Here is a 21,472-nt window from a genome sequence, read left to right on the forward strand (position 1 = left end):
ACCCTGCTCTGGGAGGCGGCCTCGCTGCCGCCCGAGCGGCTCGCCGCGGCCGCCGCCGCGCTCGGGGAGGCGGGCCGGGCCGCCGACTGCGAGACCCTGCTGCGCCAGGCCGCGGCCCGCCCCGCCGCCGAGATCGCCGAAGCCGCCCTCGCGCTCGGCGCGGCCGGCCGCACACGGGAGGCCGACGCCCTGCTCGGCGCCTTCGTCCGGCTGCGCACCGCCGAGGAGTCCGCCCGCCTCGCCCGCCGCGACCCGCAGTGGTTCGGGCCCCGGCTGCTGCGGGCCGCCGAAGCGCTCTCGAGCACGCACCACCGGGACCTGGTGCACGCCCTGCGCGTCGCGAAACCGCCCACCTCCTGACCGGAAACGACCACGTGCCGACGTAACGCGGTCGTATCTTGATCGACTACTCCAACCGCGCAAGGCGCTCTTGCCCCACGCGGTGACGCGGCCTACGTTCTACTCCCTACGCACACCATCTACGTGCGTAGAAGTCGGCGTTCCCGTCGCGAGGAGCAGCTCATGGCCCATGTCGTCCGCGCCGCACTCGTCCAGGCCACCTGGACCGGAGACACCGAGTCGATGATCGCCAAACACGAGGAGCACGCCCGCCGGGCGGCCGCCCAGGGCGCGAAGATCATCGGTTTCCAGGAGGTGTTCAACGCCCCCTACTTCTGCCAGGTCCAGGAGCCCGAGCACTACCGCTGGGCCGAGGCCGTCCCCGACGGCCCCACCGTCCGGCGGATGCAGGAACTGGCCCGCGAGACCGGCATGGTGATCGTCGTCCCGGTCTTCGAGCTGGAGTCGGAGGGCTTCTACTACAACACCGCCGCCGTCATCGACGCCGACGGCAGCTACCTCGGCAAGTACCGCAAGCACCACATTCCCCAGGTCAAAGGGTTCTGGGAGAAGTACTACTTCCGCCCCGGCAACCTCGGCTGGCCCGTCTTCGACACCGCCGTCGGCCGGATCGGCGTGTACATCTGCTACGACCGCCACTTCCCCGAGGGCTGGCGCCAACTGGGCCTGGCCGGAGCCCAGCTCGTCTACAACCCCTCCGCCACGCACCGCGGCCTCTCCGCGTACCTCTGGCAGCTGGAGCAGCCCGCCGCGGCCGTCGCCAACGAGTACTTCATCGCCGCCATCAACCGCATCGGCCAGGAGGAGTACGGCGACAACGACTTCTACGGGACGAGCTACTTCGTGGACCCGCGGGGCCGGTTCGTCGGGGAGACCGCCAGCGACAAGGAGGAGGAACTCCTCGTCCGCGACCTCGACTTCGACCTGATCAAGGAGGTCCGCGACCAGTGGGCCTTCTACCGCGACCGCCGCCCCGACGCCTACGGAGGGCTCGTACAGCCGTGACCAACCCGATTCCCCTGCACAGCCGACACCACAGCGTCCTGCCCGACTGGCTCGCGCTCTACTACGACCGTCCCATCGAGCTCACCCACGGCGAGGGCCGCCACGTGTGGGACGCCGACGGCAACCGCTACCTCGACTTCTTCGGCGGCATCCTCACCACGATGACCGCGCACGCGCTGCCCGAGGTCACCAAGGCCGTCTCCGAGCAGGCCGGCCGGATCATCCACTCCTCGACCCTCTACCTCAACCGGCCGATGATCGAGCTGGCCGAGCGGGTCGCCACCCTGTCCGGGATCCCGGACGCCCGGGTCTTCTTCACCACCTCCGGCACCGAGGCCAACGACACCGCCCTGCTGCTCGCGACGACGTACCGCCGCTCCAACCAGATCCTGGCGATGCGCAACAGCTACCACGGCCGCTCCTTCTCCACCGTCTCCGTCACCGGCAACCGCGGCTGGTCCCCGACGAGCCTCTCGCCGCTGCAGACGTACTACGTCCACGGCGCGGTGCGCAGCCGCGGCCCCTTCGCGCACCTGTCCGACGCGGACTTCACCGCCGCCGCCGTCGAGGACCTCCAGGACGTCCTCGGGCAGGCCCGCGGCGGGGTCGCCGCGCTGATCGCCGAGCCGATCCAGGGCGTCGGCGGCTTCACCGCGCCGCCCGACGGGCTGTACGGGGCCTTCCGCGAGGAGCTCGACCGGCACGGCATCCTCTGGATCAGCGACGAGGTGCAGACCGGCTGGGGACGTACGGGGGAGCACTTCTGGGGCTGGCAGGCGCACGCCCAAAGCGGCCCGCCGGACATCCTCACCTTCGCCAAGGGCATCGGCAACGGCATGTCCATCGGCGGGGTCGTGGCCCGCGCCGACGTGATGAACTGCCTGGACTCCAACTCCATCTCCACCTTCGGCGGCTCACCGGTCACCATGGCGGCCGGCGTCGCGAACCTGGCGTACCTGCTGGAGCACGACCTCCAGGGCAATGCCCGCCGTGTCGGCGGCCTGCTCCTGGAGCGGCTGCGCGCGATCGCCGCGCACGTGCCCGCCGTACGGGAGGTCCGCGGCCGGGGCCTGATGGCCGGACTGGAACTGGTCAGGCCCGGCACCGACCAGGCCGACCCGGACGCGGCCGCCGCCGTCCTGGAGGCCGCCCGCGAGGGCGGCCTGCTGCTCGGCAAGGGCGGCGGCCACAACACCAGCGTGCTGCGCATCGCGCCGCCGCTCTCCCTCACCGTCGCCGAGGCGGAAGAGGGCGCCGAGATCCTCGAACAGGCCCTGCGCGTCCTGACCTAGCCCCGAGGGAGCCGTACATGAGCATCCGCACCCTGATCAGCGGCGGCCTCGTCATCACCGCCGCCGACGAACTGCACGCCGACGTCCTGATCGAGGACGGCCGCGTGGCCGCCCTCGCCGCACACGGCTCGGCTGCCGCCGAGGCCTGGACGGCCGACCGTACGATCGACGCGAGCGGGAAGTACGTCATCCCCGGCGGGGTCGACGCGCACACCCACATGGAGCTCCCCTTCGGGGGCACGGCCGCCTCGGACACCTTCGAGACGGGCACCCGGGCCGCCGCCTGGGGAGGTACCACGACCATCGTGGACTTCGCCGTGCAGGGCGTGGGCCACTCGCTGCGCGAGGGGCTCGACACCTGGTACGACAAGGCCGACGGCAAGTGCGCCATCGACTACGCCTTCCACATGATCCTCTCCGACGTCAACGAGGGCACCCTCAAAGAGATGGACCACCTGGTGGGGGAGGGGGTCACCTCCTTCAAGCTGTTCATGGCCTACCCCGGCGTCTTCTACAGCGACGACGGCCAGATCCTGCGCGCCATGCAGCGGGCCTCCGGCAACGGCGGGCTGATCATGATGCACGCGGAGAACGGCATCGCGATCGACGTGCTCGTGGAGCAGGCCCTGGCTCGTGGAGAGACGGACCCGCGCCACCACGGCGAGGTCCGCAAGGTCCTCCTGGAAGCCGAGGCCACGCACCGAGCCATCCAGCTCGCCCGGGTCGCCGGATCCCCCCTCTACGTGGTCCACGTCTCGGCGGAGGAAGCAGTCGCGGAGCTGGCGACCGCCCGCGACAAGGGTCTGCCGGTCTTCGGGGAAACCTGTCCGCAGTACCTGTTCCTGTCCACGGACAACCTGGAGGAGCCGGACTTCCAGGGCGCGAAGTACGTCTGCTCGACCCCGCTGCGTCCGCGCGAGCATCAGGCGGCGTTGTGGCGGGGGCTGCGGACGAACGACCTGCAGGTGGTTTCCACCGACCACTGTCCGTTCTGCTTCCGGGGTCAGAAGGAGCTGGGCCGCGGCGACTTCTCGAAGATCCCGAACGGGTTGCCGGGGGTGGAGAACCGCATGGACCTCCTCCACCAGGCGGTCCTGGACGGGCACATCACCCGCCGCCGCTGGATCGAGATCGCGTGCGCGAGCCCGGCCCGGATGTTCGGCCTCTACCCGCAGAAGGGCACGATCGCGCCGGGTTCCGACGCCGACATCGTCCTCTACGATCCGCACGCCGAGCAGGTCATCTCCGCCGAGACGCACCACATGAACGTGGACTACTCGGCGTACGAGGGCAAGCGGATCACCGGACGCGTCGACACGGTCCTCTCCCGAGGTGAGGTCGTCATCGATCGGCGCGAGTACACCGGGCGGGCCGGTCACGGGGCCTTCGTTCACCGCTCCACTTGTCAGTACTTGTAAGGAGAGTCCCCGCATGGACTTTGGCCTCGTCCTCCAGACCGACCCGCCGGCCTCTCAGGTCGTCAGCCTCATGAAGCGTGCCGAACGCAACGGCTTTCGCTACGGCTGGACCTTCGACTCGGCGGTCCTGTGGCAGGAACCGTTCGTCATCTACAGCCAGATCCTGGCCAACACGCAGCGCATGCACGTGGGTCCGATGGTCACCAACCCGGGGACGCGCACCTGGGAGGTGACCGCCTCCACCTTCGCCACTCTCAACGACATGTACGGCAACCGCACGGTCTGCGGGATCGGGCGCGGGGACTCGGCAATGCGGGTCGCCGGGCGCGCGCCCAATACCCTGGCCCGCCTCGGCGAGGCCATCGACGTCATCCGTGACCTGGCGGAGGGGCGTGAGGCCGAGGTCGACGGGAAGTCGCTGCGGATTCCGTGGATCCGGGACGGGAAGCTGCCCGTGTGGATGGCGGCGTACGGGCCCAAGGCCCTCGCACTCGCCGGACAGAAGGCCGACGGGTTCATCCTGCAACTCGCCGACCTCTACCTCACCGAGTGGATGATCAAGGCAGTCCGCCAGGCCGCGGCCGAGGCTGGCCGGGATCCCTCCGCGATCACCATCTGCGTGGCGGCCCCGGCGTACGTCACGGCTGACGACTCGGCACAGGCACTGGACCACGCCCGGAACCAGTGCCGCTGGTTCGGGGGGATGGTCGGCAATCACGTGGCCGACTTGGTCTCCCGCTACGGGGAGCACTCCTCGATGGTTCCCGAGGAGCTGACCGAGTACGTCAAGTCCCGCCAGGGGTACGACTACAGCCACCACGGCCGGGCCGGGAACCCGTCCACCGACTTCGTCCCCGACGAGATCGTCGACCGCTTCTGCCTCCTGGGCCCGGCCGAGGCGCACATCGCCAAACTCCGAGCCCTGCGCGACTTGGGTGTCGACCAGTTCGCCGTCTACGACATGCACGATGCCCGTGAGGCCACCATCGATGCGTACGGGCAGCATGTGATCCCGGCCGTTAACGGTTAGCGCCACCGAATCGGGCTCCGGCGCGACGGAGGCGGTCCGGGCGGTGGGAACCAATCGGGTGGCCGGGCCGCCGGGGCTGCTGCCCGGAAGCGGGTGTCGGAGCAGGCGGAGCGGTGCTCTGGTGGTGGTCTCGGGGCCGCCCAGATCGGCCACGCGCGCTCGGAACAGTGCGTCGGCTCGCTCAGTGGGCTTGGGTTCGGGTTCCGGGGTGAGATGGCCGGGCTGGGGTGCACGGATGGCTGGTGCGGTTTCCGGGAGGCGGCGCAGGACGGGCAGGACGGCCAGGGCAGTGGCGGCGATCAGGGCGCCGGGCATCAGGGCCCAGCCGGTGGAGTCGACCAGGGCCTGGGAGGCGTAAGGGGTGAGTCCGCCGAAGAGGGCGGTAGCAGCGGTGGCGCCGAGCGCGAGGCCGCTGAGGCGCTGGGCGACGGGGAACTGTTCAGCGATCGCGGAGGCCGCGACCGCGCTGATGCCGCCTGCCACGCAGGCCAGGACGACCGCGCCGGTCAGTGCGGCGGCGAAGCTGCCCTGGGTCATCAGGCCGAACACGGCCGGCGGCAGGATCACCGCCAGGGCACCGAAGAGCGTGAGTGCGGGGCGGCGGCCGACCCGGTCGGACAGGGCACCCGCGAACGGCGTGACGACGATGACGACGAGGGCCGCGGTGGTCGACAGCCACAGGGCGTCGGACTCCCTGAAGCCGCTGACCGCGCCGAGGTAGGTGGGGACGTAGCTGATGCCGACGTAGTACGTCACCGAGCCGAGTGCCGAGATCGCGAACGTCCGGTAGAGCGCGGGGCGCTGGGTGCGCAGAGTGGTCATCAGTGGGCCCGCGCCCTTGGTGTCGGGCGGGGGCTGCTGCTCGAAGGCGGGGGATTCGCGCATGGTGGAGCGGGCGATCAGCACCGTGGTGGCGAGCAGCGCGCCGAACAGGAAGGGGATGCGCCACCCCCACGCGTCCAGGGCGGAGCGGGCGGTGCGGGTGCGAGGGATTCCATGATGTGTCTTGTGGGAGGGCGGCAGCGCGGACCTGGACGGTTGCGCGGGAGGAGGAGGCGACTGTCTGCCTCACGGCGCCGGTACGGCACCGATCTGCTGCATCACCCCGAGGAGGTCGGGCTGGCCTCGTTCGCCGACGATCCGGCCGTCGGCCAGATAGTAGAAGTTCATGGCCTGCACCGAGATCTTGTTGCCGCTCGCCGGGATCCCGAAGAATTCACCGTCGTGGGTTCCCCGCATGGTGAACCGCGCGGCGACCGTGTCGCCTTCGGTGACCGTCTCCTCCAGCGTCCACTGGACGTCCGGGAAGGCGCTGCGCATCATCCCGAGGACTTCCATGTACCCATCGGGCCCCCGCAGCGGTTCCGGGTGGCTGGGTGCGTGGAACACCGCGTCCGGAGAAATGACCTCGCGGGCGAGATCCTCGTTGCCCGTGTTGATGAACTCGACGAAGCGGTTCATCACTGACTCGCTGGACTGCGCCGGCATCTTGCTGTGCCTCTCCGAAGACGATGGGTGGATACCTGGGAGCTTAACATCGAAACGATGTTTACATCGATTCGATGTAGGCGTGCGAGGATGGACCCATGCTGGAACTCGCGATATTCGGTTTCCTGGCCGAGGGACCCTTGCCCGGACACGAGCTGCGCCGCCGCGTCTCACAGCTGACGGGCTACACGCGGCCGGTCAGCGACGGCAGCCTGTATCCGGCGATCAATCGTCTGGCCAAGGCGGGCTTGATCGAGCGGCGCACCGACCCGGCTGCGGGGGCGGCCCGGTACGTGCTCAGCCTGACCGCGGCCGGACGGGCCGACATGCTTCAGCGTCTGCGCAAGCCCGCCGACCACGAGATCACCGACTTCACACGGTTCTACATCGTCCTGGCATTCCTCTCCCACCTGCCCGACGTAGCCGAACAGCACGCGGTGCTGCGCAGACGGCTGGAGTTCCTGGAAGAACCGGCGAGCTTCTTCTACGACCACGACCGGCCCCTGCGTGCCGAAGAGATCGCCGACCCCTACCGGCGCGGCATGCTGCTCACCGCCCGCGCCACCAGCCGCGCCGAACGGACCTGGCTGCGCGAGACCCTCGGCGAGAAACCGCCCGCATTCGACACCACGGTCACTGACAACGATCCGCATGCGCCCGCCGCTCCCGCGAGCTGACCGCCCACGGAGGTACCCCCATGCTTGCATCCTGGTACGACGACCAGGGACCCGCCGCCGATGTCCTGCACGTCGGCGAACTCCCTGATCCTGTCCCCGGCCCCGGCGAGGTCCGCGTCCGCGTCACCGTCTCGGGCGTCAACCCCGGCGACACCAAGAAGCGGCGCGGCTGGCTCGGCTCGTCCATGCCCTATCCACGGGTGATCCCGCACAGCGACGCCGCCGGGGTCATCGACGCCGTGGGCGCCCAAGTCGACACTCGTCGCGTCGGACAGCGGGTCTGGGTGTACGGCGCCCAGTCCTACCGGCCCTTCGGCACAGCTGCTCAGTACACCGTCGTACCTGAGAACCAAGCCGTACCTCTGCCCGACCACCTCGGCGACGAGCTGGGGGCGAGCCTCGGCATCCCCGGCATCACCGCCCACCGCACCGTCTTCGCCGACGGCCCGGTCGACGGCCGACTGGTCCTGGTCCACGGAGTCCTCGGCGGCGTCGGCTCCCTGGCCGCCCAGCTCGCCCACTGGGCCGGCGCGACCGTGATCGCCACCGTCCGCCGCACCGCGGACCTCCACCACGTCGACCCGGCCGTCGTCTCCCACGCCGTCGCCCTGGATACCGGCGACCCCGCAGCGGCCATCCGCTCGTACGCGCCGCGGGGCGTCGACCGGATCATCGAGGTCGCGCTGTCCGACAACGCCGATCTCGACAACGCCGTCGCCGCCAACAACGCCGTCATCGCCGCCTACGCCACCCGCACGGACCGCACCGAGATCCCCTTCTGGCCGCTGCTGTTCAACAACGTCACCCTGCGACTGCTCGGCAGCGACGACTTCCCCACCGAGGCCAAGGGTCAGGCCGCCCGCGACCTCACCTCCGCAGCCGCCGTCGGCGCCCTCACCGTCGCCGTCGGCGACCGTCACCCGCTGGACGACATCGCCAAGGCCCACGACCACGTCGACGCCGGCGGTGGCCACGGCCGCATCCTGGTCACCATCCCCCAATAGCGCAGACGGAGTGCTGGCCGGCCAACGGGGGAGGGGCGTCGCGCTGGCGGTGAAGCTTCTGGCGATCAGCTTCGCGCGTTCGCGCGGCGTGCACTGGATGCGGGCCTTCCACCACCCGGGCAACGCTGCGGCCATCGGCATGAACCGGCGGCTGGACTTCGTCGAGGCCGACGTGCCCGTCCGGGACGACGGATCGGGTCGGGCTGCCATTCCCGGCCGGGCAGCGGGACGACCTTGCGCGTGACCTTGACGCGCTATTCGGGCTGACCCATAGTGATGGCCACCGAGCCGCTCTCATCTACCGCGTGATCTGGCCGAATTGATTGTTAGCGCTAACAATCAATACTGCTTCCATCGTCCCCGCCCTCCCGACGGGCTGGGCTCCACGGAACGGGCAGCAACCATCCCGCCCCGGGACGCAACGTCCGCGACCACCCGCGGGACCCGTTGCATCCCGTGGTCCGGGCGCCCCCGCCCAGCACTGCGACGGTGCATGCCGTGACTGCCGAGAACGGCCGCCCGCCCCCACGCACCCTGGAGCGCAAATGACCGCAACAACCGGCCCCGGCCCCCACCCGTCGCGACGCCTGTTCCTCGGTATGGCCGCCACCGTCCCGCTGGCCCTGTCCGGAACGCTGGCCCTGGGCGCGCGGCCCGCCTACGCCGCGGATGCGGCCTACGTCATGGGCTACTTCACCGAGTCCGCGGCCTTGCTGGACGCCAACTACGGCCTGCACTTGGCCGTCAGCACCGACGGCCTGCGCTGGATGCCGCTCAACCAGAACAACCCCGTGGTGACCCCGACCGCGGGTGCGGGCGGCCTGCGTGATCCGTTCATCATGCGCAAGCAGGACGGCACCTTCGTCGTACTCGCCACCGACCTCAAGGGCTTCGACTGGGGCTACAACAGTCAGTACATCCACGTCTGGGACTCCGCGGACCTGCGCAGCTTCACGGGCTACCGACGCCTGAAGCTGCACGACATGGTCACCCATAGCTGGGCGCCCGAGTCGTTCTGGGACGCCGGCCGGGGCGCGTACGGGATCATCTACTCGTCCGTCAATGCCAGCGGCCACGGCGTGATCATGGTGAACTACACCACCGACTTCCAGACGGTGTCGTCCCCGCAAGTTTTCTTCGATCCCGGCCACGACATCATTGACGGCACTCTGGCCGTGGGCGTCAACGGGGTCAACTACCTCTACCACAAGAGGGACGAGACCCTGGTCGGCGCGCGGTCGACCACCCTCAATCCGGGCAGCTTCACGCCCTTCAGCACGGCGGCCGCTCACGGTGCCACCGAGGCGCCGACCCTGGTGAAGTCCCTGACCTCCGGATCCTGGTACCTGTGGGGCGACACCTACTCGCCGAACGGCGTCTTCTACGCCTGGCAGAGCAACGACCTTGCCGCCGGCACCTGGACCGCGCTCGACCAGCGCCTCTACACCCAGCCGCTCAACTCCAAGCACTGCACGATCGCGACGATCACCATGACCGAGTACGACAACCTCGTGGCGAAGTGGGGCAGCCCCGCCTGGAACCGGCTGAAGTCCTACAACTACCCCGACCGTTACGTCCGTCATGCCAACTCCGTCGGCCGGATCGATGTCTACCCGTTCGACCCGTACACCGAGTCGCAGTGGAAGCTCGTACGCGGCCTGGCCGACAGCGCGGGTGTGTCCTTCCAGTCGGTCGACTTCCCGACCCGCTATCTGCGGCACTACAACTACGACCTGCGGCTGGAAGAGAACGACGGCACCGCGACCTTCGCCGCGGACGCCACGTTCCACAGGACCGCCGGCCTGGCTGACTCCTCCTGGTCGTCCTTCCGTTCGCATAACTTCCCGACGCATTACATCCGGCACACCGGCTACGTCCTGCGCATCGACCCGATCGCCACCACCACGGAGAAGGCCGACGCCACCTTCCACGTCGGCTACTGACGGGGGTCGGCTCGGGCCTTTGGCTTCGCGGCCGTTGGGAAACGCCGGCCTGGTCCCCTCGGGGTGAACCCGAAGGGACCAGGCGGTGTCCGTGGGGAGATCGACCCGGACGGGCCCGTCGACCGTACGCGGTGGGGCAGGGGGAAGTCCGGTTACGGAAGGTGAACGTGGGCGCATGTCTTGACGCGCACCGCGCGGGGCTGGCTTCATGTGCCTTCGCATGGGAGTGCTCCCAGCGGTGCGGTGCTTTGGTCTCCTACCAGTAGTAGCTCCCCAGCGGGACGGTCGCGGTGCAGAAACCGTCGGCGCCGGTGGTGCAGGTGGCGCCCACGGACGTGTCCGAGGCGGCGCTACCGGTCTGCAAAAGGCCGGAGATCAGCAGCGGGGCGGGGCGCAGCGATCGGCGCTGCCTCCTGCGGTGCGCCAGACGTAGCGCCAGTTCCGGTAGATGCCCCGCATGGTGGCATCGGTGGAGTCTGCGACCAGCACCGTCCCGGTCTCGTCCCGGAAGGTCAGAACGGCGTCGTGGAGTCGCCGTTCGATGCCCTGACCCCGCCAGGCGGGCAACACCGCCAGGTCCCCGAAGATCGCGAAGTCCTCACGCGGCAGTTCCACGGTGGCCCGGAACGCAGCCGCCTGCGGGCCACCCCACGGGCCGGGACCGGTGCCGAGGTAGGCCAGGTTTAGGTCAACGACCCCGGCCTTGTTTGTTACCTGACCGCCGGCGCGGAGGCCGACGGCCCGGCGCGCGACACGGGTGGGTGGCGTTGCTGCCGGGCCGTTGGTCACTCACGCGGTCTCACTTCCCGTGCAAAGCCCCGCGGCGACGTCCGCGAAGCACCAGCACGATGCCGGCGGCGATGACCAGCAGGCCACCGAGGGCGCTGTAGGTGATGGTGTTGCTCACCCCGGTGGAAGCCAGGCCGCCGGACGTGTTGCCCGGGGTCGGCCGGCCGACGGGTACGCCGCGCTCCGCCTGCGCACGGGTGCCGTTCGTGCCGGAGGCGGTAACAACAGGCGTGGCGGCGGTCGGCGTGGGGGCGGGCGTCGGCTTGGCAGCGCCGGCGGTCCCCGACGCGGGCTTCAGCTGAAGAGTCGTGATCGAGTACGGCGGCAGCGTCTGTGCGGCCGCCGTGCCCCGCTGCGCCGTCGTCAGGGCAGTATCTCCCTTGGCATACGAAACGGTCGTGACCGCCCCGGCGGCCGGGGTGAATCCGGCGTACGAGAGCGACACCGGCGCCGCGTTCTGCGGGCTCTTGTTGATCAGCATGACGTTCAGACCGCCGTTGCCGCTCCGCACCGCGTGCACGGCAACCGACGAGTTGCCCGAGGACGACTTGACCATGGTGTCGCCGGGCTGCACCAGTGCGGTCAGCGAGCGGATGCCCCAGTAGGTGGGGAAGGGCGTGTCGCGCGGCGGTTGGCACTTCCCCCCGGCGCAGGTTCCAGCGGAGAGAATGCCCCCGTCCCGGTAGTCGGTCTCGCCGTGGACGGTGGTGGGTGTTTCGCCCGAGCCGTTGTGCAGGTTCCACCAGTCCACGTGGGTGGCACCCTGCTCGAACCAGGTCATGTAGGTGTCCGGCGCGAACAGGGCCGCGGCCTGGCTGGTCAAGGCGGGCGAGCCGACGGCGTCGGTCTCGGTGACCGCGATCTCCACCGAAGCGGCGCGCGTGCCCGCGTACTTGGCGATCAGCGAGCGCAGCGAGGATGTGGCACCGGCGATCCGCGAGGGGGTGTTCAGCAGGTCGGCCGTGGTGGTGCCGCCCGGATACCAGTGGACGATGACGAAGTCGATCGAGCTTGCCGCGATGGAGAGCACCGTGTGGTTCCAGTCGGCGCTGTCACCGGGAGCCTTCTCCGTGTCCGGCCAGCCGCCGGGGGTGGTGAGCACCGCTCCGATCTTCACCTTCGGGTCCACGGCCTTCATCGCCTTCGAGTAGGCGACCAGGTTCTTTCCGTACTCCTTCGGGCTCTTGTCGGCGTGGGTGTCGGTTTCCCAGCCCTTGCCGTTGCCGTAGTGCCCGTTGCCGTAGACCTCGTTGCCGATCTCCCAGTACTTCACGCCGTAACCTTTGTCGACGTTGGCGTACTTGACCCAGTCGGCGGCCTCCTGGGGGGTGCCGGAACCGTAGTTCGCGGTCAGGATCGGCTGGGCGCCGACCGTCTTCGCGGTGGCCATGAAGTGGTCGAAGTCGGTGTTGGAGGGGATCCAGCCCTTGCCGTCGCCGTAGGTGTGGGTCTTCCAGTGGTACTCGTCCGCGCCGGAGCCGCCGGGAAAGCGCAGCTGCCGGACTCCGGCGGCCTTCATCAGCGATGTCGGCTTGGCGTCCCCCATGTGCTCGTCGCCGTAGCCCGTGTTGAGGCCGACACCACTGCTGGGCACCGTGCCCAGGGAGGCACCGGCATTCACACTGATGTCGACGGTCGGCGCGGCGCCCGCGCTGGGCGCCAGGGCACCGAGGCCGACCGAGGCGGCGAGCACCGCCACCGCCCCCGCGACAAAGCGCCGGCGCATCCGGCTACGGCGGGGCGTGCGATCCCAGGGCATCGGCTGCTCTGCGGATCTCGGGTCGTCTGGTGACACGTGGGGCTCCGATCGGGTGTTGACACAGAGGGCGTAGCGCCGCTGACCACGGCTTGCCCTCGTCCGTACACCCCTAAGTGGCCACTCAGAGCGGAAAGGTTGCCGTGGACCTGCCACGGCGGCACCAGCCAGCAGTTCAGGCTGCGGCAGGTCGCCGCCAACGACTACCAGCTCGTCGCGGTGCACAGCGGCAAGTGCGTGGACGTCAGCGAGATCTCCACCGCCGTCGGAGCACTGGTCCACCAGTGGACCTGTGACTCCGCGGCTGCCCTGGCCACCAAGAAGAACCAGGTCTGGCGCCTGACCGGCAAGAGCTGAACCAACACAGGTCGGGCGCGGGCCGGCAACCCGGCGCCCGACCTGTCCAGGGCCTTCTGCTGGCCGGGGTAGCCGATATACGCCACTGGACGAGCAGCTGTCGCGGGTGCGGTCGCGCAGCGCCATCTGGCCGAAGGCCACGTGCCGGGCCTCGTCCTGCATCACGTAGGCGAGCAGCAGGCGGGGCAGCGGCTTGGTGGTGGTGTTCCGGAGGAGCCCGAAGGCAGCCAGGGCCAGTCCCTCGGTCAGCACCTGCATGCCCAGGTAGGGCAGGTCCCAGCGGGAGTCACGCCATCCCGGCGGCAAAGGAGACTTGAGGACGCCACCGCGTATGCGCGGGGCGTTTCACCGGGCTCCGCCTGGGCTCAGGACGCCTTGATCGCGTACCGATTCATGCAGCAGCTCGCCGACGGCTCCATCCGGCCCGGGTGCATTGCAGATGGGGCGTTCAAGCACGGCACCATCGCCGTGATCTTCACCGCTTGTTCCCCGAGTCATTCCAGTCGGGACGCTGTCACGGCCAGGCCGTGGCAGCCCCACTTCAGGCACCCAGGCAAGCCTTCAGCCGCCGGGTCGGCGGCTGGCCCGCCACAGGCGGCCTGCTCGTCGGACGCCCTTGGAATCTCACGCAAAGTGACGTTACGATGCTGGAGGGTGTCGGGATAGGTGAAGCTGTTCATGGCCTACCCCGGCGTCTTCTACAGCGACGACGGCCAGATCCTGCGCGCCATGCAGCGGGCCTCCGGCAACGGCGGGCTGATCATGATGCACGCGGAGAACGGCATCGCGATCGACGTCCTCGTCGAACAGGCCCTGGCGCGCGGGGAGACCGATCCGCGCCACCACGGCGAGGTGCGCAAGGTCCTCCTCGAAGCCGAGGCGACCCACCGGGCGATCCAGCTCGCGCGGGTGGCCGGCTCCCCGCTGTACGTGGTCCACGTGTCGGCCGAGGAGGCGGTGGCCGAGCTGGCGGCGGCCCGGGACAAGGGGCTGCCCGTCTTCGGGGAGACCTGCCCGCAGTACCTCTTCCTGTCCACCGACAACCTCGCGGAGCCCGACTTCCAGGGCGCCAAGTACGTCTGCTCCACCCCGCTGCGTCCGCGCGAGCACCAGGCGGTCCTGGACGGGCACATCACCCGCCGCCGCTGGATCGAGATCGCCTGCGCGAGCCCGGCCCGAATGTTCGGCCTCTACCCGCAGAAGGGCACCATCGCGCCGGGCTCCGACGCCGACATCGTCCTCTACGATCCGCACGCCGAGCAGGTCATCTCCGCCGAGATGCACCACATGAACGTGGACTACTCGGCGTACGAGGGCAAGCGGATCACCGGACGCGTCGACACCGTGCTCTCGCGCGGCGAACTCGTCATCGACCGGCTCGAATACACCGGCCGGGCCGGCCACGGGGCCTTCATCCACCGCTCCACCTGCCAGTACCTGTAAGCGCGCCGCGTAAGGAGCAGCCCCATGGACTTCGGCCTCGTCCTGCAGACCGACCCGCCCGCCTCGGCGGTCGTCAGCCTCATGAAGCGCGCCGAGCGCAACGGCTTCCGCTACGGCTGGACCTTGGACTCGGCCGTGCTATGGCAGGAGCCGTTCGTCATCTACAGCCAGATCCTGGCCAACACGCAGAAACTGCACATCGGCCCGATGGTCACCAACCCCGGCACCCGCACCTGGGAGGTGACCGCCTCCACCTTCGCCACGCTCAACGACATGTACGGCAACCGCACAGTGTGCGGGATCGGGCGCGGGGACTCCGCGATGAGGGTGGCCGGGCGGGCGCCGAACACCCTGGCCCGGCTCGGCGAGGCCATCGAGGTCATCCGGGACCTCGCCGAGGGCCGGGAGGCGGTGGTGGACGGCAACCCGATCCGCATCCCCTGGATCAGGGACGGGAAGCTCCCCGTCTGGATGGCCGCGTACGGGCCGAAGGCCCTGGCCCTGGCCGGGCAGAAGGCGGACGGGTTCATCCTCCAGCTCGCCGATCTCTACCTCACGGAGTGGATGGTCAAGTCGGTCCGGGAGGCCGCGGCGGCGGCCGGCCGCGACCCGGCTTCGATCACCATCTGCGTGGCGGCTCCCGCGTACGTGGGCGAGGACCTCGCCCACGCCCGCGACCAGTGCCGGTGGTTCGGCGGCATGGTCGGCAACCACGTCGCCGACCTGGTCGGCCGCTACGGCGAGCACTCCTCGCTGGTCCCGGACGAGCTCACCGAGTACGTCAAGGCCCGCCAAGGCTACGACTACAGCCACCACGGCCGATCGTCGAGTACGAGCGCGGCCCCCGTCAGCAGAAGGAGTCGTTCCACTCGCCTGCCTCGTCCACGGTGACGGTGCCCACGCGCTCGACGTGGCCGAGCCGGACTGTCCGCGGCCCCGCGTAGTACCGGTACCGGCCCCAGTCGGCCTGGCTGTCCGACGGGCTCGTCACCCGCACGCCGGTGTTGAAGAAGGTGCCCCACCAGCCCGCGGTGTGGATGACGACCCCGCAGACCGTCTCGGCGTGACTGCGTCGGTCTGACGCGGCTGAAGGGGTGTCCGTGTGATCCCGTGCCGGTGCGGGGGCCGGGCTGCCGGTTCACCGGGAGTGCATCCGGTGTCCGGCCGCAGGACGCGACGGACGGTGGGGTTTGTCAGTCGGTCGTGCTTTGCTGGGGGGCATGATCGATGACTTTCTCGCCCGTGACCTGTCCGCCGTCGAAGAGGCCGTCCGCAAGGCCGCGGCGGTGGAGATCATGCCGAGATTCCGCCGGCTCGCCGACCACGAGGTGGACGAGAAGAACGGCCCCCACGACCTGGTGACCGTCGCCGACCGCAGGGCCGAGGAGCACCTCACCGCCACCCTCACCCGCCTGCTGCCCGGCTCGGCCGTGGTCGGCGAGGAAGCGGTGCACGCCGATCCCACCGTGTACGGGGCGCTGCGCGCCGACGCGCCGGTGTGGATCGTGGACCCGGTCGACGGCACCCGCCAGTTCGTGGAGGGCGACCCGGGCTTCTGCACCCTGGTCGCGCTGGCCCACCGCGGGGAGATCCTCGCGTCCTGGACCTTCGCCCCGGCGCTGGAGGAGATCGCGACCGCCGTGCGCGGGCAGGGCGCCTTCGTCAACGGCGAGCGCATATACAGCGGTGCGCCGGAGCCGGGCGCCGAGCTCCGGGTGGCCACCGCCCACCCGCTCTACACCTCCGAGCAGGACAAGCGCGCGCTGGCCCGGCTGGACGTGCCGGGGGTCGCCGCCCGGGCGTGCGGGTCGGCGGGCCTGGAGTACCTGAAGGTGGCCCGCGGCGAGATGGACGCCCTGGCCTTCACCTGGCCCTCCGCCTGGGACCACGCGGCGGGGCTGCTGCTGGTCGCCGAGGCGGGCGGCGCGCAGAGCACGGTCGAGGGCGTCCCCTTCCGGGTGGACCGGGACAATGCGCTGCCGTTCGCCGTGGGCCGCGACGAGGCCACGGTGGTACGGATCCGCGAGCTGCTGCGGGGGGAGTGAGGGGCGCGAGGGAGGCGGTCGTGCGAGCCCGCGTGTAGACGGGCGCAATACGCTGGGGGCGGCGCCGGCGCCGTCGCCGTCGCCGGACTAAGGAGTCACAAGTGCCGTCGATTCTCGATGCGGTCGTGGTGGGGGCCGGGCCCAACGGGCTGACGGCCGCCGTCGAGCTGGCCCGGCGCGGTTTCTCGGTGGCCGTCTTCGAGGCCGCCGACACCGTCGGCGGCGGGGCGCGGACCGAGGAGCTCACCCTCCCCGGCTTCCGGCACGACCCCTGCTCGGCCGTACACCCGCTCGGCATCGGCTCGCCGGTCTTCGCCACCATGCCGCTCAAGCGGTACGGGCTGCAGTGGCTGCACGCCCCGCTGCCCATGGCGCACCCCTTCGACGACGGCACGGCCGCCGTGCTCTCCCGGTCGGTCGCGGAGACGGCCGCGTCCTTCGGGCCGCGCGACGCGGGCGCGTACCGGAGGCTGGTGGAGCCGTTCCTCGGCAGATGGGACACCCTGGTCCGGGACTTCATGTCGCTGCCGTCGACGGCGCTGCCCCGGGACCCGCTCACCCTGGCCCGGTTCGGCCTCGCCGGGCTGCCGCCGTCGACCTGGCTGCTGCGCCGCTTCCGGGACGACCGCGCGCGCTCCCTCTTCGCGGGGCTCGTCGCGCACGTCATCGCCCCCCTGAACGGGATCGCCACCGGCGCCGTCGGGCTGGTCTTCGCCCTCGCCGCGCACGCGGGAGGCTGGCCCATGCCGCGCGGCGGCTCGCAGTCCATCTCCGACGCGCTCGCCGCGTACCTGCGGGACCTCGGCGGCACCATCCACACCGGCTTCGAGGTCAAGCGGCTCGACGACCTTCCGCCGGCCCGGGCGTACGTGTTCGACACCTCGCCGACCGCGCTGGCCCGCATCGCCCGGCTGGGCCACGTGTACGACAACTACAAGTACGGCGCCGCCGTGTTCAAGCTCGACTACGCGCTCTCCGGCCCGGTGCCCTGGACCGCCGAGGCGCCGCGCCGCGCCGGCACCGTCCAGATCGGCCCGACCACCCGCGACATCGACGCCGCCCTGCAACTCGCCTCCGGCGGCCGCGCCCCGCGCAACCCCTTCCTCATCACCGCACAGCCCAGCCTCGTCGACCCCGGCCGGGCGCCCGAGGGCAAGCACGTGTTCTGGGCGTACGGGCACGTCCCCGCGGGGTGGCGCGGGGACCTCACCGACGCCGTCGAGCGCCAACTGGAGCGCTTCGCACCCGGCTTCCGCGACCTGGTCCTGGCCCGCGCCACGGCCGGGCCGCCGGAGCTCGCCGCCCGCAACGCAAACTACGTCGGCGGCGACATCGCCTGCGGCGCGGCCTCGGGACTCCAACTCCTCCTGCGCCCCAAGCTCTCCCTCTCCCCGTACACGACGGCCCACCCGGCGGTCTTCCTGTGCTCCTCCGCCACCCCGCCGGGCCCGGGCGTCCACGGCATGTCGGGCCACAACGCGGCCAAGGCCGTCTGGCGCCACCTGCGCAACCAGCGCCACCCGTAGCCCGGAGCGAGCGCACACCCGGCCCGCCCGCCGCGCCCGGCGGGGTGCGGGCTGGGCGGTCCGGGGTGAAGCTGGAGGCATGAGCAGCTCCGAGCTGCGGCTGGCGCTCGCCATGCGGGGTGGCGTGAGCCTTGCCGTCTGGATGGGCGGGGCCTGTTGTGAGACCGCCCGGCTCCGGGAGGCGGCGCCGGACGCGGCCGACCCGCCGACCGCCCCGGTGACCCCCGTCTACCGCGAACTGCTGGACTGCTGCGGCTACCGGACCGTGGGCATCGACGTCCTCGCGGGGACCAGCGCCGGCGGACTGAACGGCGTACTCCTCGCCTGCCACCTCGTGTACGGGATGCCCTTCGGTGACGGCGTCCGCGACGTGTGGCTGCGCCTCGGCGACGTGGAAGGCCTGTTGCGGCGCCGACAGCTCTTCCAGGTGCCGGACTCGCTGATGCGCGGCGACGAGGTCTTCTACGGGGAACTGCGCGAGGCGCTGCGCACCCTCATCGAGAAGGCCCCGGAAGGCCACCGGCCCGTCGATTCGCTGCGGCTGATCCTGACGGCGACCAGACTGCGTCCCCGCCGGGACTGGGTGCGGCCCACGCTCGGCCGGCCACTGCTGGTCGGCCGCTCGAACGCGTACTTCCGCTTCCGTCACCGCGGCGGCTTCACCGATTTCCCCCCGGACGGCGAGGCCCGGAAAGCCGCCCTGGACCGGCTCGCCTACGCGGCGCGCACCACGTCCTCCTTCCCCGGAGCCTTCGAACCCGGCCGCCTGTTCGTCGGGAACGAGACCCCGCAGCCGGTCGAGGACCCGCCGCGGGTCAACATGCGCGGGGTGAGCAGCGAGACCGGCTACCCGGACGAGAACCAGGACGGCTGCGCCGAGTTCATCGACGGCGGGCTGCTCGACAACATCCCGGTGGCCTGGGCGGTCCGCGCCATCGCCGGGGTCCCGGTGACCCGCAAGGTCGACAGGTGGCTGCTGTTCCTCCAGCCCGTACCGCCCCTGCCGCCCGAACCCGAGCCCATCGGCAGGCGCCGCGTCACCCGGCTCGTGAGCATCGCCACGAAGTCCCTGGCCGTGAAGTCGGGTGCGGAGTCCCTGCGCGACGACGCCCTCGAACTGCGCGACGCCGACGCCGCCACCCAGCTCAAACAGGGCATCGCCGGCGTACTGCCCTCGAAGTTCGCCACCCTGCGGGGCGCGGCGCGGGACCGCGAGGACCCGAACCCCCGGACCGTCCGGTACCCCCGGACCGTCGGCCTGGCGGAGGCCACCCGGCTCATCCGGCTGCTGACCGACCCGGCGGACGTCACCGGACCCGACCCGCTCCCACTGCCCTGCGGCCCCGGCCCGCTCGAGCCGCTCGACGAGGGCCGCGGGGAGGCCTCGGCCCTCTTCGCGCAGCTCCGCGACTGCGCCGAGCGGCTGGTGCCCACCCCGAAGAGCTCGCCGCTGGCCCTGGCCCGCGCGGTACGGCTGCTCATGGACTGGCTGTGGGCCTACGAGGACAGCGGCGCGGCCCACGGCCACGCGCAACGCGTGGCGGACTGCCGGGAACTGCTGTACGCCCACCGGCTCGCCGTTGCCACCCTCATCGCCGCCCGGGACCGGATGCTCCTCGACGCGTACCGCAACTCGCTCGCCGACGGCGGCATCCCCACCGACCCCATCCGCCCGCTCGCCACGGCCAACGGCCGCCTGCGCGACGCCCTGCCCGCGGTACCCCTCGCCGGGGCGGAGGTGACCGCCTGGCACCGCTGGTCGGTGGACCTCGCCGCCGAGGTCGCCCAACCGCCCTGGCCATCCACCGCCGTCGACGCGTCCGAGCCCCTCTACGACGACCTCTGGGACCGGCTCGCCGCACTCGGCCGCCACATCGGGCGGGTCCTGCAGCCGCCCCCGGCCGGCTACACGGCCCTGGGCGAGGCCGCGCTCCTCGGCAAGGCCGCGATGCTCGAGGCGCTGCTCGCCGCCGAGGTGCTGCTCGGCCCGCTGCGCCCCGACCCGCTGGCCGAGGCCACCGACATCAAGTTCCACACCATTTCGGCCGCCAACGGCAGTTGGGCCACCGACCGGGTGCTGGGCAGGGGGCGCACCCCGGAGGTGATGGTCGAGGCCAAGCTCAGCGGCAACCAGCTGAGCAACTTCGCCGCCTTCCTCAGCGTCCGCTGGCGGCTCGGCGACTGGACCTGGGGCCGGCTCGACGCGGCGGCCTCCCTCGTCGCCGTGGCCGCCACCGACGAACGCCTGGCCGCCAAGTTCGGGAACGTCAGGGGCCATCCGGCGCTCGGGCAGCGGGTCGCCGCCGAGATGCACCTCGGACCGCGCTTCACCGAGTACTGGAACCAGGACCTGGAGAACGAGCCGGACCGGGACCGCTGGGACCGGGTGCGGTACGTACTCACCGCCGTGCGCCAGCGCGAGATCCTCGACGAGGAACTCCCGCTGATCGCCGCAATGCACAAGGACGGCATCGTGTCCGGCAACCGGCCGCAGGAGATCCCCGCCCGGACGCCGAACCTGGACCTGAACGCACCCGAAGTCTTCGACGGGGCCGTGGAGTCCTTCGCCCAGATCGGCGCCGAAGGCGTCAACCAACTGGTCCGCGCCCCCGATCCGCGCCGCGCGGCCCTGCGTACGGGACTGGTCGCCTGGCCGGCGATCCAGCCCTCCGGACGGCTCTGGGCCCGCCCGGTACGGGTGCTGCTGGACACGGTGGCGCCGCTGTTCTGGCTTCCGACGCTGGCCGCCCTCCTGGCGCCCGCGACGGCCCTGATCGCGTTCGTACTGATGTGGATCGGGGTCGCCTTCGCCAGCGACCACTGGTCCTCGCTGCTCGCCCACATCCCCCTGTGCTGCTACGCCATGATCGCCCTGGGAGCGGGCATCCGGCAGCAGAGCGGCCTCGGCTGGCTGAGAGTGCCGCTGTACCTCCTCGTGCTCGGTCCGCCCGTCGCCCTCTGGCAGCTGCGCGGACTGCACCCGACGGACGACACCAGCCCCTGGGAGCGCACCCTGGTCGTCGCGGCCGCCTTCGCGATCGCCGCCGCGGCCCTGCTCTACCTCGGCTCGAACCGCTGGTGCCAGGTGCCCTGCGCGTCCCTGGCCGCCGGCCTGATCGCCGGGCTCGTCGTCGGCGTCCTCCAGCACCTGGGCGGCGAGCCCGGCGGCTGGTGGGGAGCCCTGGTCCTGTACGCCGTCCTCGCCTGGACCAGCTGGATCCTGCCCTGGCTCTACCCCAGGCCGTGGAGGGGGCGGCGGCAGCCCGACGCAGCGCCCTCGGCCGAGCCCTCGGCTAGGGTGAATCGGTAGGAATCAGCCCCCCGGGGTGAGGTCGTGCG

The 21,472-nt window shown here is 71.1% G+C and carries 16 protein-coding genes and 4 pseudogenes; 15 read left to right on the top strand and 5 right to left on the bottom strand.

Annotated elements, in window-relative coordinates; all coding sequences use genetic code 11:
- The 5 genes and pseudogenes from ACFWBF_RS13235 to ACFWBF_RS13255 form a co-directional block, all read left to right on the top strand.
- A pseudogene (locus ACFWBF_RS13235) lies at positions 1 to 360 on the top strand (hypothetical protein); the annotation flags it as partial.
- Positions 361 to 522: 162 nt separating this feature from the next.
- Positions 523 to 1,365 carry a nitrilase-related carbon-nitrogen hydrolase gene (locus tag ACFWBF_RS13240; RefSeq protein ID WP_385226484.1) on the top strand — a complete coding sequence of 281 codons (843 nt, stop codon included), beginning with the start codon at positions 523 to 525 and terminating at the stop codon, positions 1,363 to 1,365.
- Positions 1,362 to 2,657, top strand: coding sequence for an aspartate aminotransferase family protein (locus tag ACFWBF_RS13245; protein ID WP_385599783.1), 1,296 nt, complete (start codon positions 1,362 to 1,364; stop codon positions 2,655 to 2,657). Before ACFWBF_RS13240 ends, ACFWBF_RS13245 begins: the two co-directional genes overlap by 4 nt.
- Before the next feature lie 17 nt (positions 2,658 to 2,674).
- Positions 2,675 to 4,075, top strand: a complete 1,401-nt coding sequence (gene hydA, locus ACFWBF_RS13250; protein WP_385599787.1) for a dihydropyrimidinase — start codon at positions 2,675 to 2,677, stop codon at positions 4,073 to 4,075.
- A 13-nt stretch (positions 4,076 to 4,088) separates the two neighbouring features.
- Positions 4,089 to 5,105 (top strand): TIGR03842 family LLM class F420-dependent oxidoreductase, encoded by a 1,017-nt coding sequence (locus ACFWBF_RS13255; RefSeq protein WP_385599790.1) that lies wholly within the window; start codon positions 4,089 to 4,091, stop codon positions 5,103 to 5,105.
- A 207-nt stretch (positions 5,106 to 5,312) separates the two neighbouring features.
- On the opposite strand, the pseudogene ACFWBF_RS13260 reads toward ACFWBF_RS13255, so the two are convergent.
- Positions 5,313 to 5,990 (bottom strand): annotated as a pseudogene (locus ACFWBF_RS13260) (MFS transporter); the annotation flags it as partial.
- Positions 5,991 to 6,173: 183 nt separating this feature from the next.
- Positions 6,174 to 6,566: an ester cyclase gene (locus ACFWBF_RS13265; RefSeq protein WP_267036548.1), complete on the bottom strand. Its 393-nt coding sequence runs from the start codon at positions 6,564 to 6,566 to the stop codon at positions 6,174 to 6,176.
- 125 nt (positions 6,567 to 6,691) lie between these two features.
- Here ACFWBF_RS13265 and ACFWBF_RS13270 point away from each other — a divergent pair, with 125 nt between their 5' ends.
- The 4 genes from ACFWBF_RS13270 to ACFWBF_RS13285 all read left to right on the top strand — a co-directional run bounded on the left by ACFWBF_RS13270 (position 6,692) and on the right by ACFWBF_RS13285 (position 10,217).
- Complete coding sequence (locus ACFWBF_RS13270; protein WP_385599793.1) at positions 6,692 to 7,270, top strand: PadR family transcriptional regulator; 579 nt, start codon at positions 6,692 to 6,694, stop codon at positions 7,268 to 7,270.
- Between the two features lie 20 nt (positions 7,271 to 7,290).
- Positions 7,291 to 8,274, top strand: coding sequence for an NADPH:quinone reductase (locus tag ACFWBF_RS13275; RefSeq protein ID WP_385599796.1), 984 nt, complete (start codon positions 7,291 to 7,293; stop codon positions 8,272 to 8,274).
- A 49-nt stretch (positions 8,275 to 8,323) separates the two neighbouring features.
- Entirely contained in the window at positions 8,324 to 8,518 is a 195-nt protein-coding gene (locus ACFWBF_RS13280) for a hypothetical protein (protein ID WP_385599799.1), read from the top strand.
- Between the two features lie 301 nt (positions 8,519 to 8,819).
- Positions 8,820 to 10,217: a glycoside hydrolase family 43 protein gene (locus ACFWBF_RS13285; protein ID WP_385599801.1), complete on the top strand. Its 1,398-nt coding sequence runs from the start codon at positions 8,820 to 8,822 to the stop codon at positions 10,215 to 10,217.
- 375 nt (positions 10,218 to 10,592) lie between these two features.
- Here ACFWBF_RS13285 and ACFWBF_RS13290 read toward each other — a convergent pair whose 3' ends face one another.
- Complete coding sequence (locus ACFWBF_RS13290; protein WP_385599974.1) at positions 10,593 to 10,832, bottom strand: hypothetical protein; 240 nt, start codon at positions 10,830 to 10,832, stop codon at positions 10,593 to 10,595.
- A 184-nt stretch (positions 10,833 to 11,016) separates the two neighbouring features.
- A complete protein-coding gene (locus ACFWBF_RS13295) occupies positions 11,017 to 12,732 on the bottom strand; it encodes an LPXTG cell wall anchor domain-containing protein (protein ID WP_385599956.1) in 1,716 nt (571 codons plus the stop codon).
- Positions 12,733 to 12,900: 168 nt separating this feature from the next.
- Between ACFWBF_RS13295 and ACFWBF_RS13300 the strand changes: the two genes are divergently transcribed.
- Positions 12,901 to 13,119, top strand: coding sequence for an RICIN domain-containing protein (locus ACFWBF_RS13300; RefSeq protein WP_385599958.1), 219 nt, complete (start codon positions 12,901 to 12,903; stop codon positions 13,117 to 13,119).
- A 111-nt stretch (positions 13,120 to 13,230) separates the two neighbouring features.
- Here the strand turns inward: ACFWBF_RS13300 and ACFWBF_RS13305 are convergent.
- Positions 13,231 to 13,410 (bottom strand): annotated as a pseudogene (locus ACFWBF_RS13305) (aminobenzoate oxygenase); the annotation flags it as partial.
- Positions 13,411 to 13,788: 378 nt separating this feature from the next.
- Here ACFWBF_RS13305 and ACFWBF_RS13310 point away from each other — a divergent pair.
- The 5 genes and pseudogenes from ACFWBF_RS13310 to ACFWBF_RS13330 all read left to right on the top strand — a co-directional run.
- Positions 13,789 to 14,562 (top strand): annotated as a pseudogene (locus ACFWBF_RS13310) (amidohydrolase family protein); the annotation flags it as partial.
- A 24-nt stretch (positions 14,563 to 14,586) separates the two neighbouring features.
- The gene (locus tag ACFWBF_RS13315) at positions 14,587 to 15,453 is read left to right on the top strand and encodes a TIGR03842 family LLM class F420-dependent oxidoreductase (RefSeq protein WP_385599804.1); all 867 of its coding nucleotides are present in this window, start codon (positions 14,587 to 14,589) and stop codon (positions 15,451 to 15,453) included.
- Between the two features lie 329 nt (positions 15,454 to 15,782).
- Positions 15,783 to 16,607, top strand: coding sequence for an inositol monophosphatase family protein (locus tag ACFWBF_RS13320; RefSeq protein ID WP_385599807.1), 825 nt, complete (start codon positions 15,783 to 15,785; stop codon positions 16,605 to 16,607).
- Positions 16,608 to 16,708: 101 nt separating this feature from the next.
- Positions 16,709 to 18,133 (top strand): phytoene desaturase family protein, encoded by a 1,425-nt coding sequence (locus ACFWBF_RS13325; protein ID WP_385599810.1) that lies wholly within the window; start codon positions 16,709 to 16,711, stop codon positions 18,131 to 18,133.
- A gap of 79 nt (positions 18,134 to 18,212) precedes the next feature.
- Entirely contained in the window at positions 18,213 to 21,443 is a 3,231-nt protein-coding gene (locus ACFWBF_RS13330; RefSeq protein ID WP_385599814.1) for a DUF3376 domain-containing protein, read from the top strand.
- Positions 21,444 to 21,472 lie beyond the last annotated feature (29 nt).

The organism is Streptomyces sp. NPDC060028 (genome assembly GCF_042736725.1).
Classification (GTDB): domain Bacteria; phylum Actinomycetota; class Actinomycetes; order Streptomycetales; family Streptomycetaceae; genus Streptomyces.

What these genes read in the sequence shown, in the direction of transcription:
- ACFWBF_RS13275 (WP_385599796.1), top strand. Translation starts at nt 7,291, where the DNA reads ATGCTTGCATCCTGGTACGACGACCAGGGACCCGCCGCCGATGTCCTG.
- ACFWBF_RS13295 (WP_385599956.1), bottom strand. Translation starts at nt 12,732, where the DNA reads ATGCGCCGGCGCTTTGTCGCGGGGGCGGTGGCGGTGCTCGCCGCCTCG.
- ACFWBF_RS13330 (WP_385599814.1), top strand. Translation starts at nt 18,213, where the DNA reads ATGAGCAGCTCCGAGCTGCGGCTGGCGCTCGCCATGCGGGGTGGCGTG.
- ACFWBF_RS13285 (WP_385599801.1), top strand. Translation starts at nt 8,820, where the DNA reads ATGACCGCAACAACCGGCCCCGGCCCCCACCCGTCGCGACGCCTGTTC.
- ACFWBF_RS13265 (WP_267036548.1), bottom strand. Translation starts at nt 6,566, where the DNA reads ATGAACCGCTTCGTCGAGTTCATCAACACGGGCAACGAGGATCTCGCC.
- ACFWBF_RS13270 (WP_385599793.1), top strand. Translation starts at nt 6,692, where the DNA reads ATGCTGGAACTCGCGATATTCGGTTTCCTGGCCGAGGGACCCTTGCCC.
- hydA (WP_385599787.1), top strand. Translation starts at nt 2,675, where the DNA reads ATGAGCATCCGCACCCTGATCAGCGGCGGCCTCGTCATCACCGCCGCC.
- ACFWBF_RS13240 (WP_385226484.1), top strand. Translation starts at nt 523, where the DNA reads ATGGCCCATGTCGTCCGCGCCGCACTCGTCCAGGCCACCTGGACCGGA.
- ACFWBF_RS13255 (WP_385599790.1), top strand. Translation starts at nt 4,089, where the DNA reads ATGGACTTTGGCCTCGTCCTCCAGACCGACCCGCCGGCCTCTCAGGTC.
- ACFWBF_RS13320 (WP_385599807.1), top strand. Translation starts at nt 15,783, where the DNA reads ATGATCGATGACTTTCTCGCCCGTGACCTGTCCGCCGTCGAAGAGGCC.
- ACFWBF_RS13315 (WP_385599804.1), top strand. Translation starts at nt 14,587, where the DNA reads ATGGACTTCGGCCTCGTCCTGCAGACCGACCCGCCCGCCTCGGCGGTC.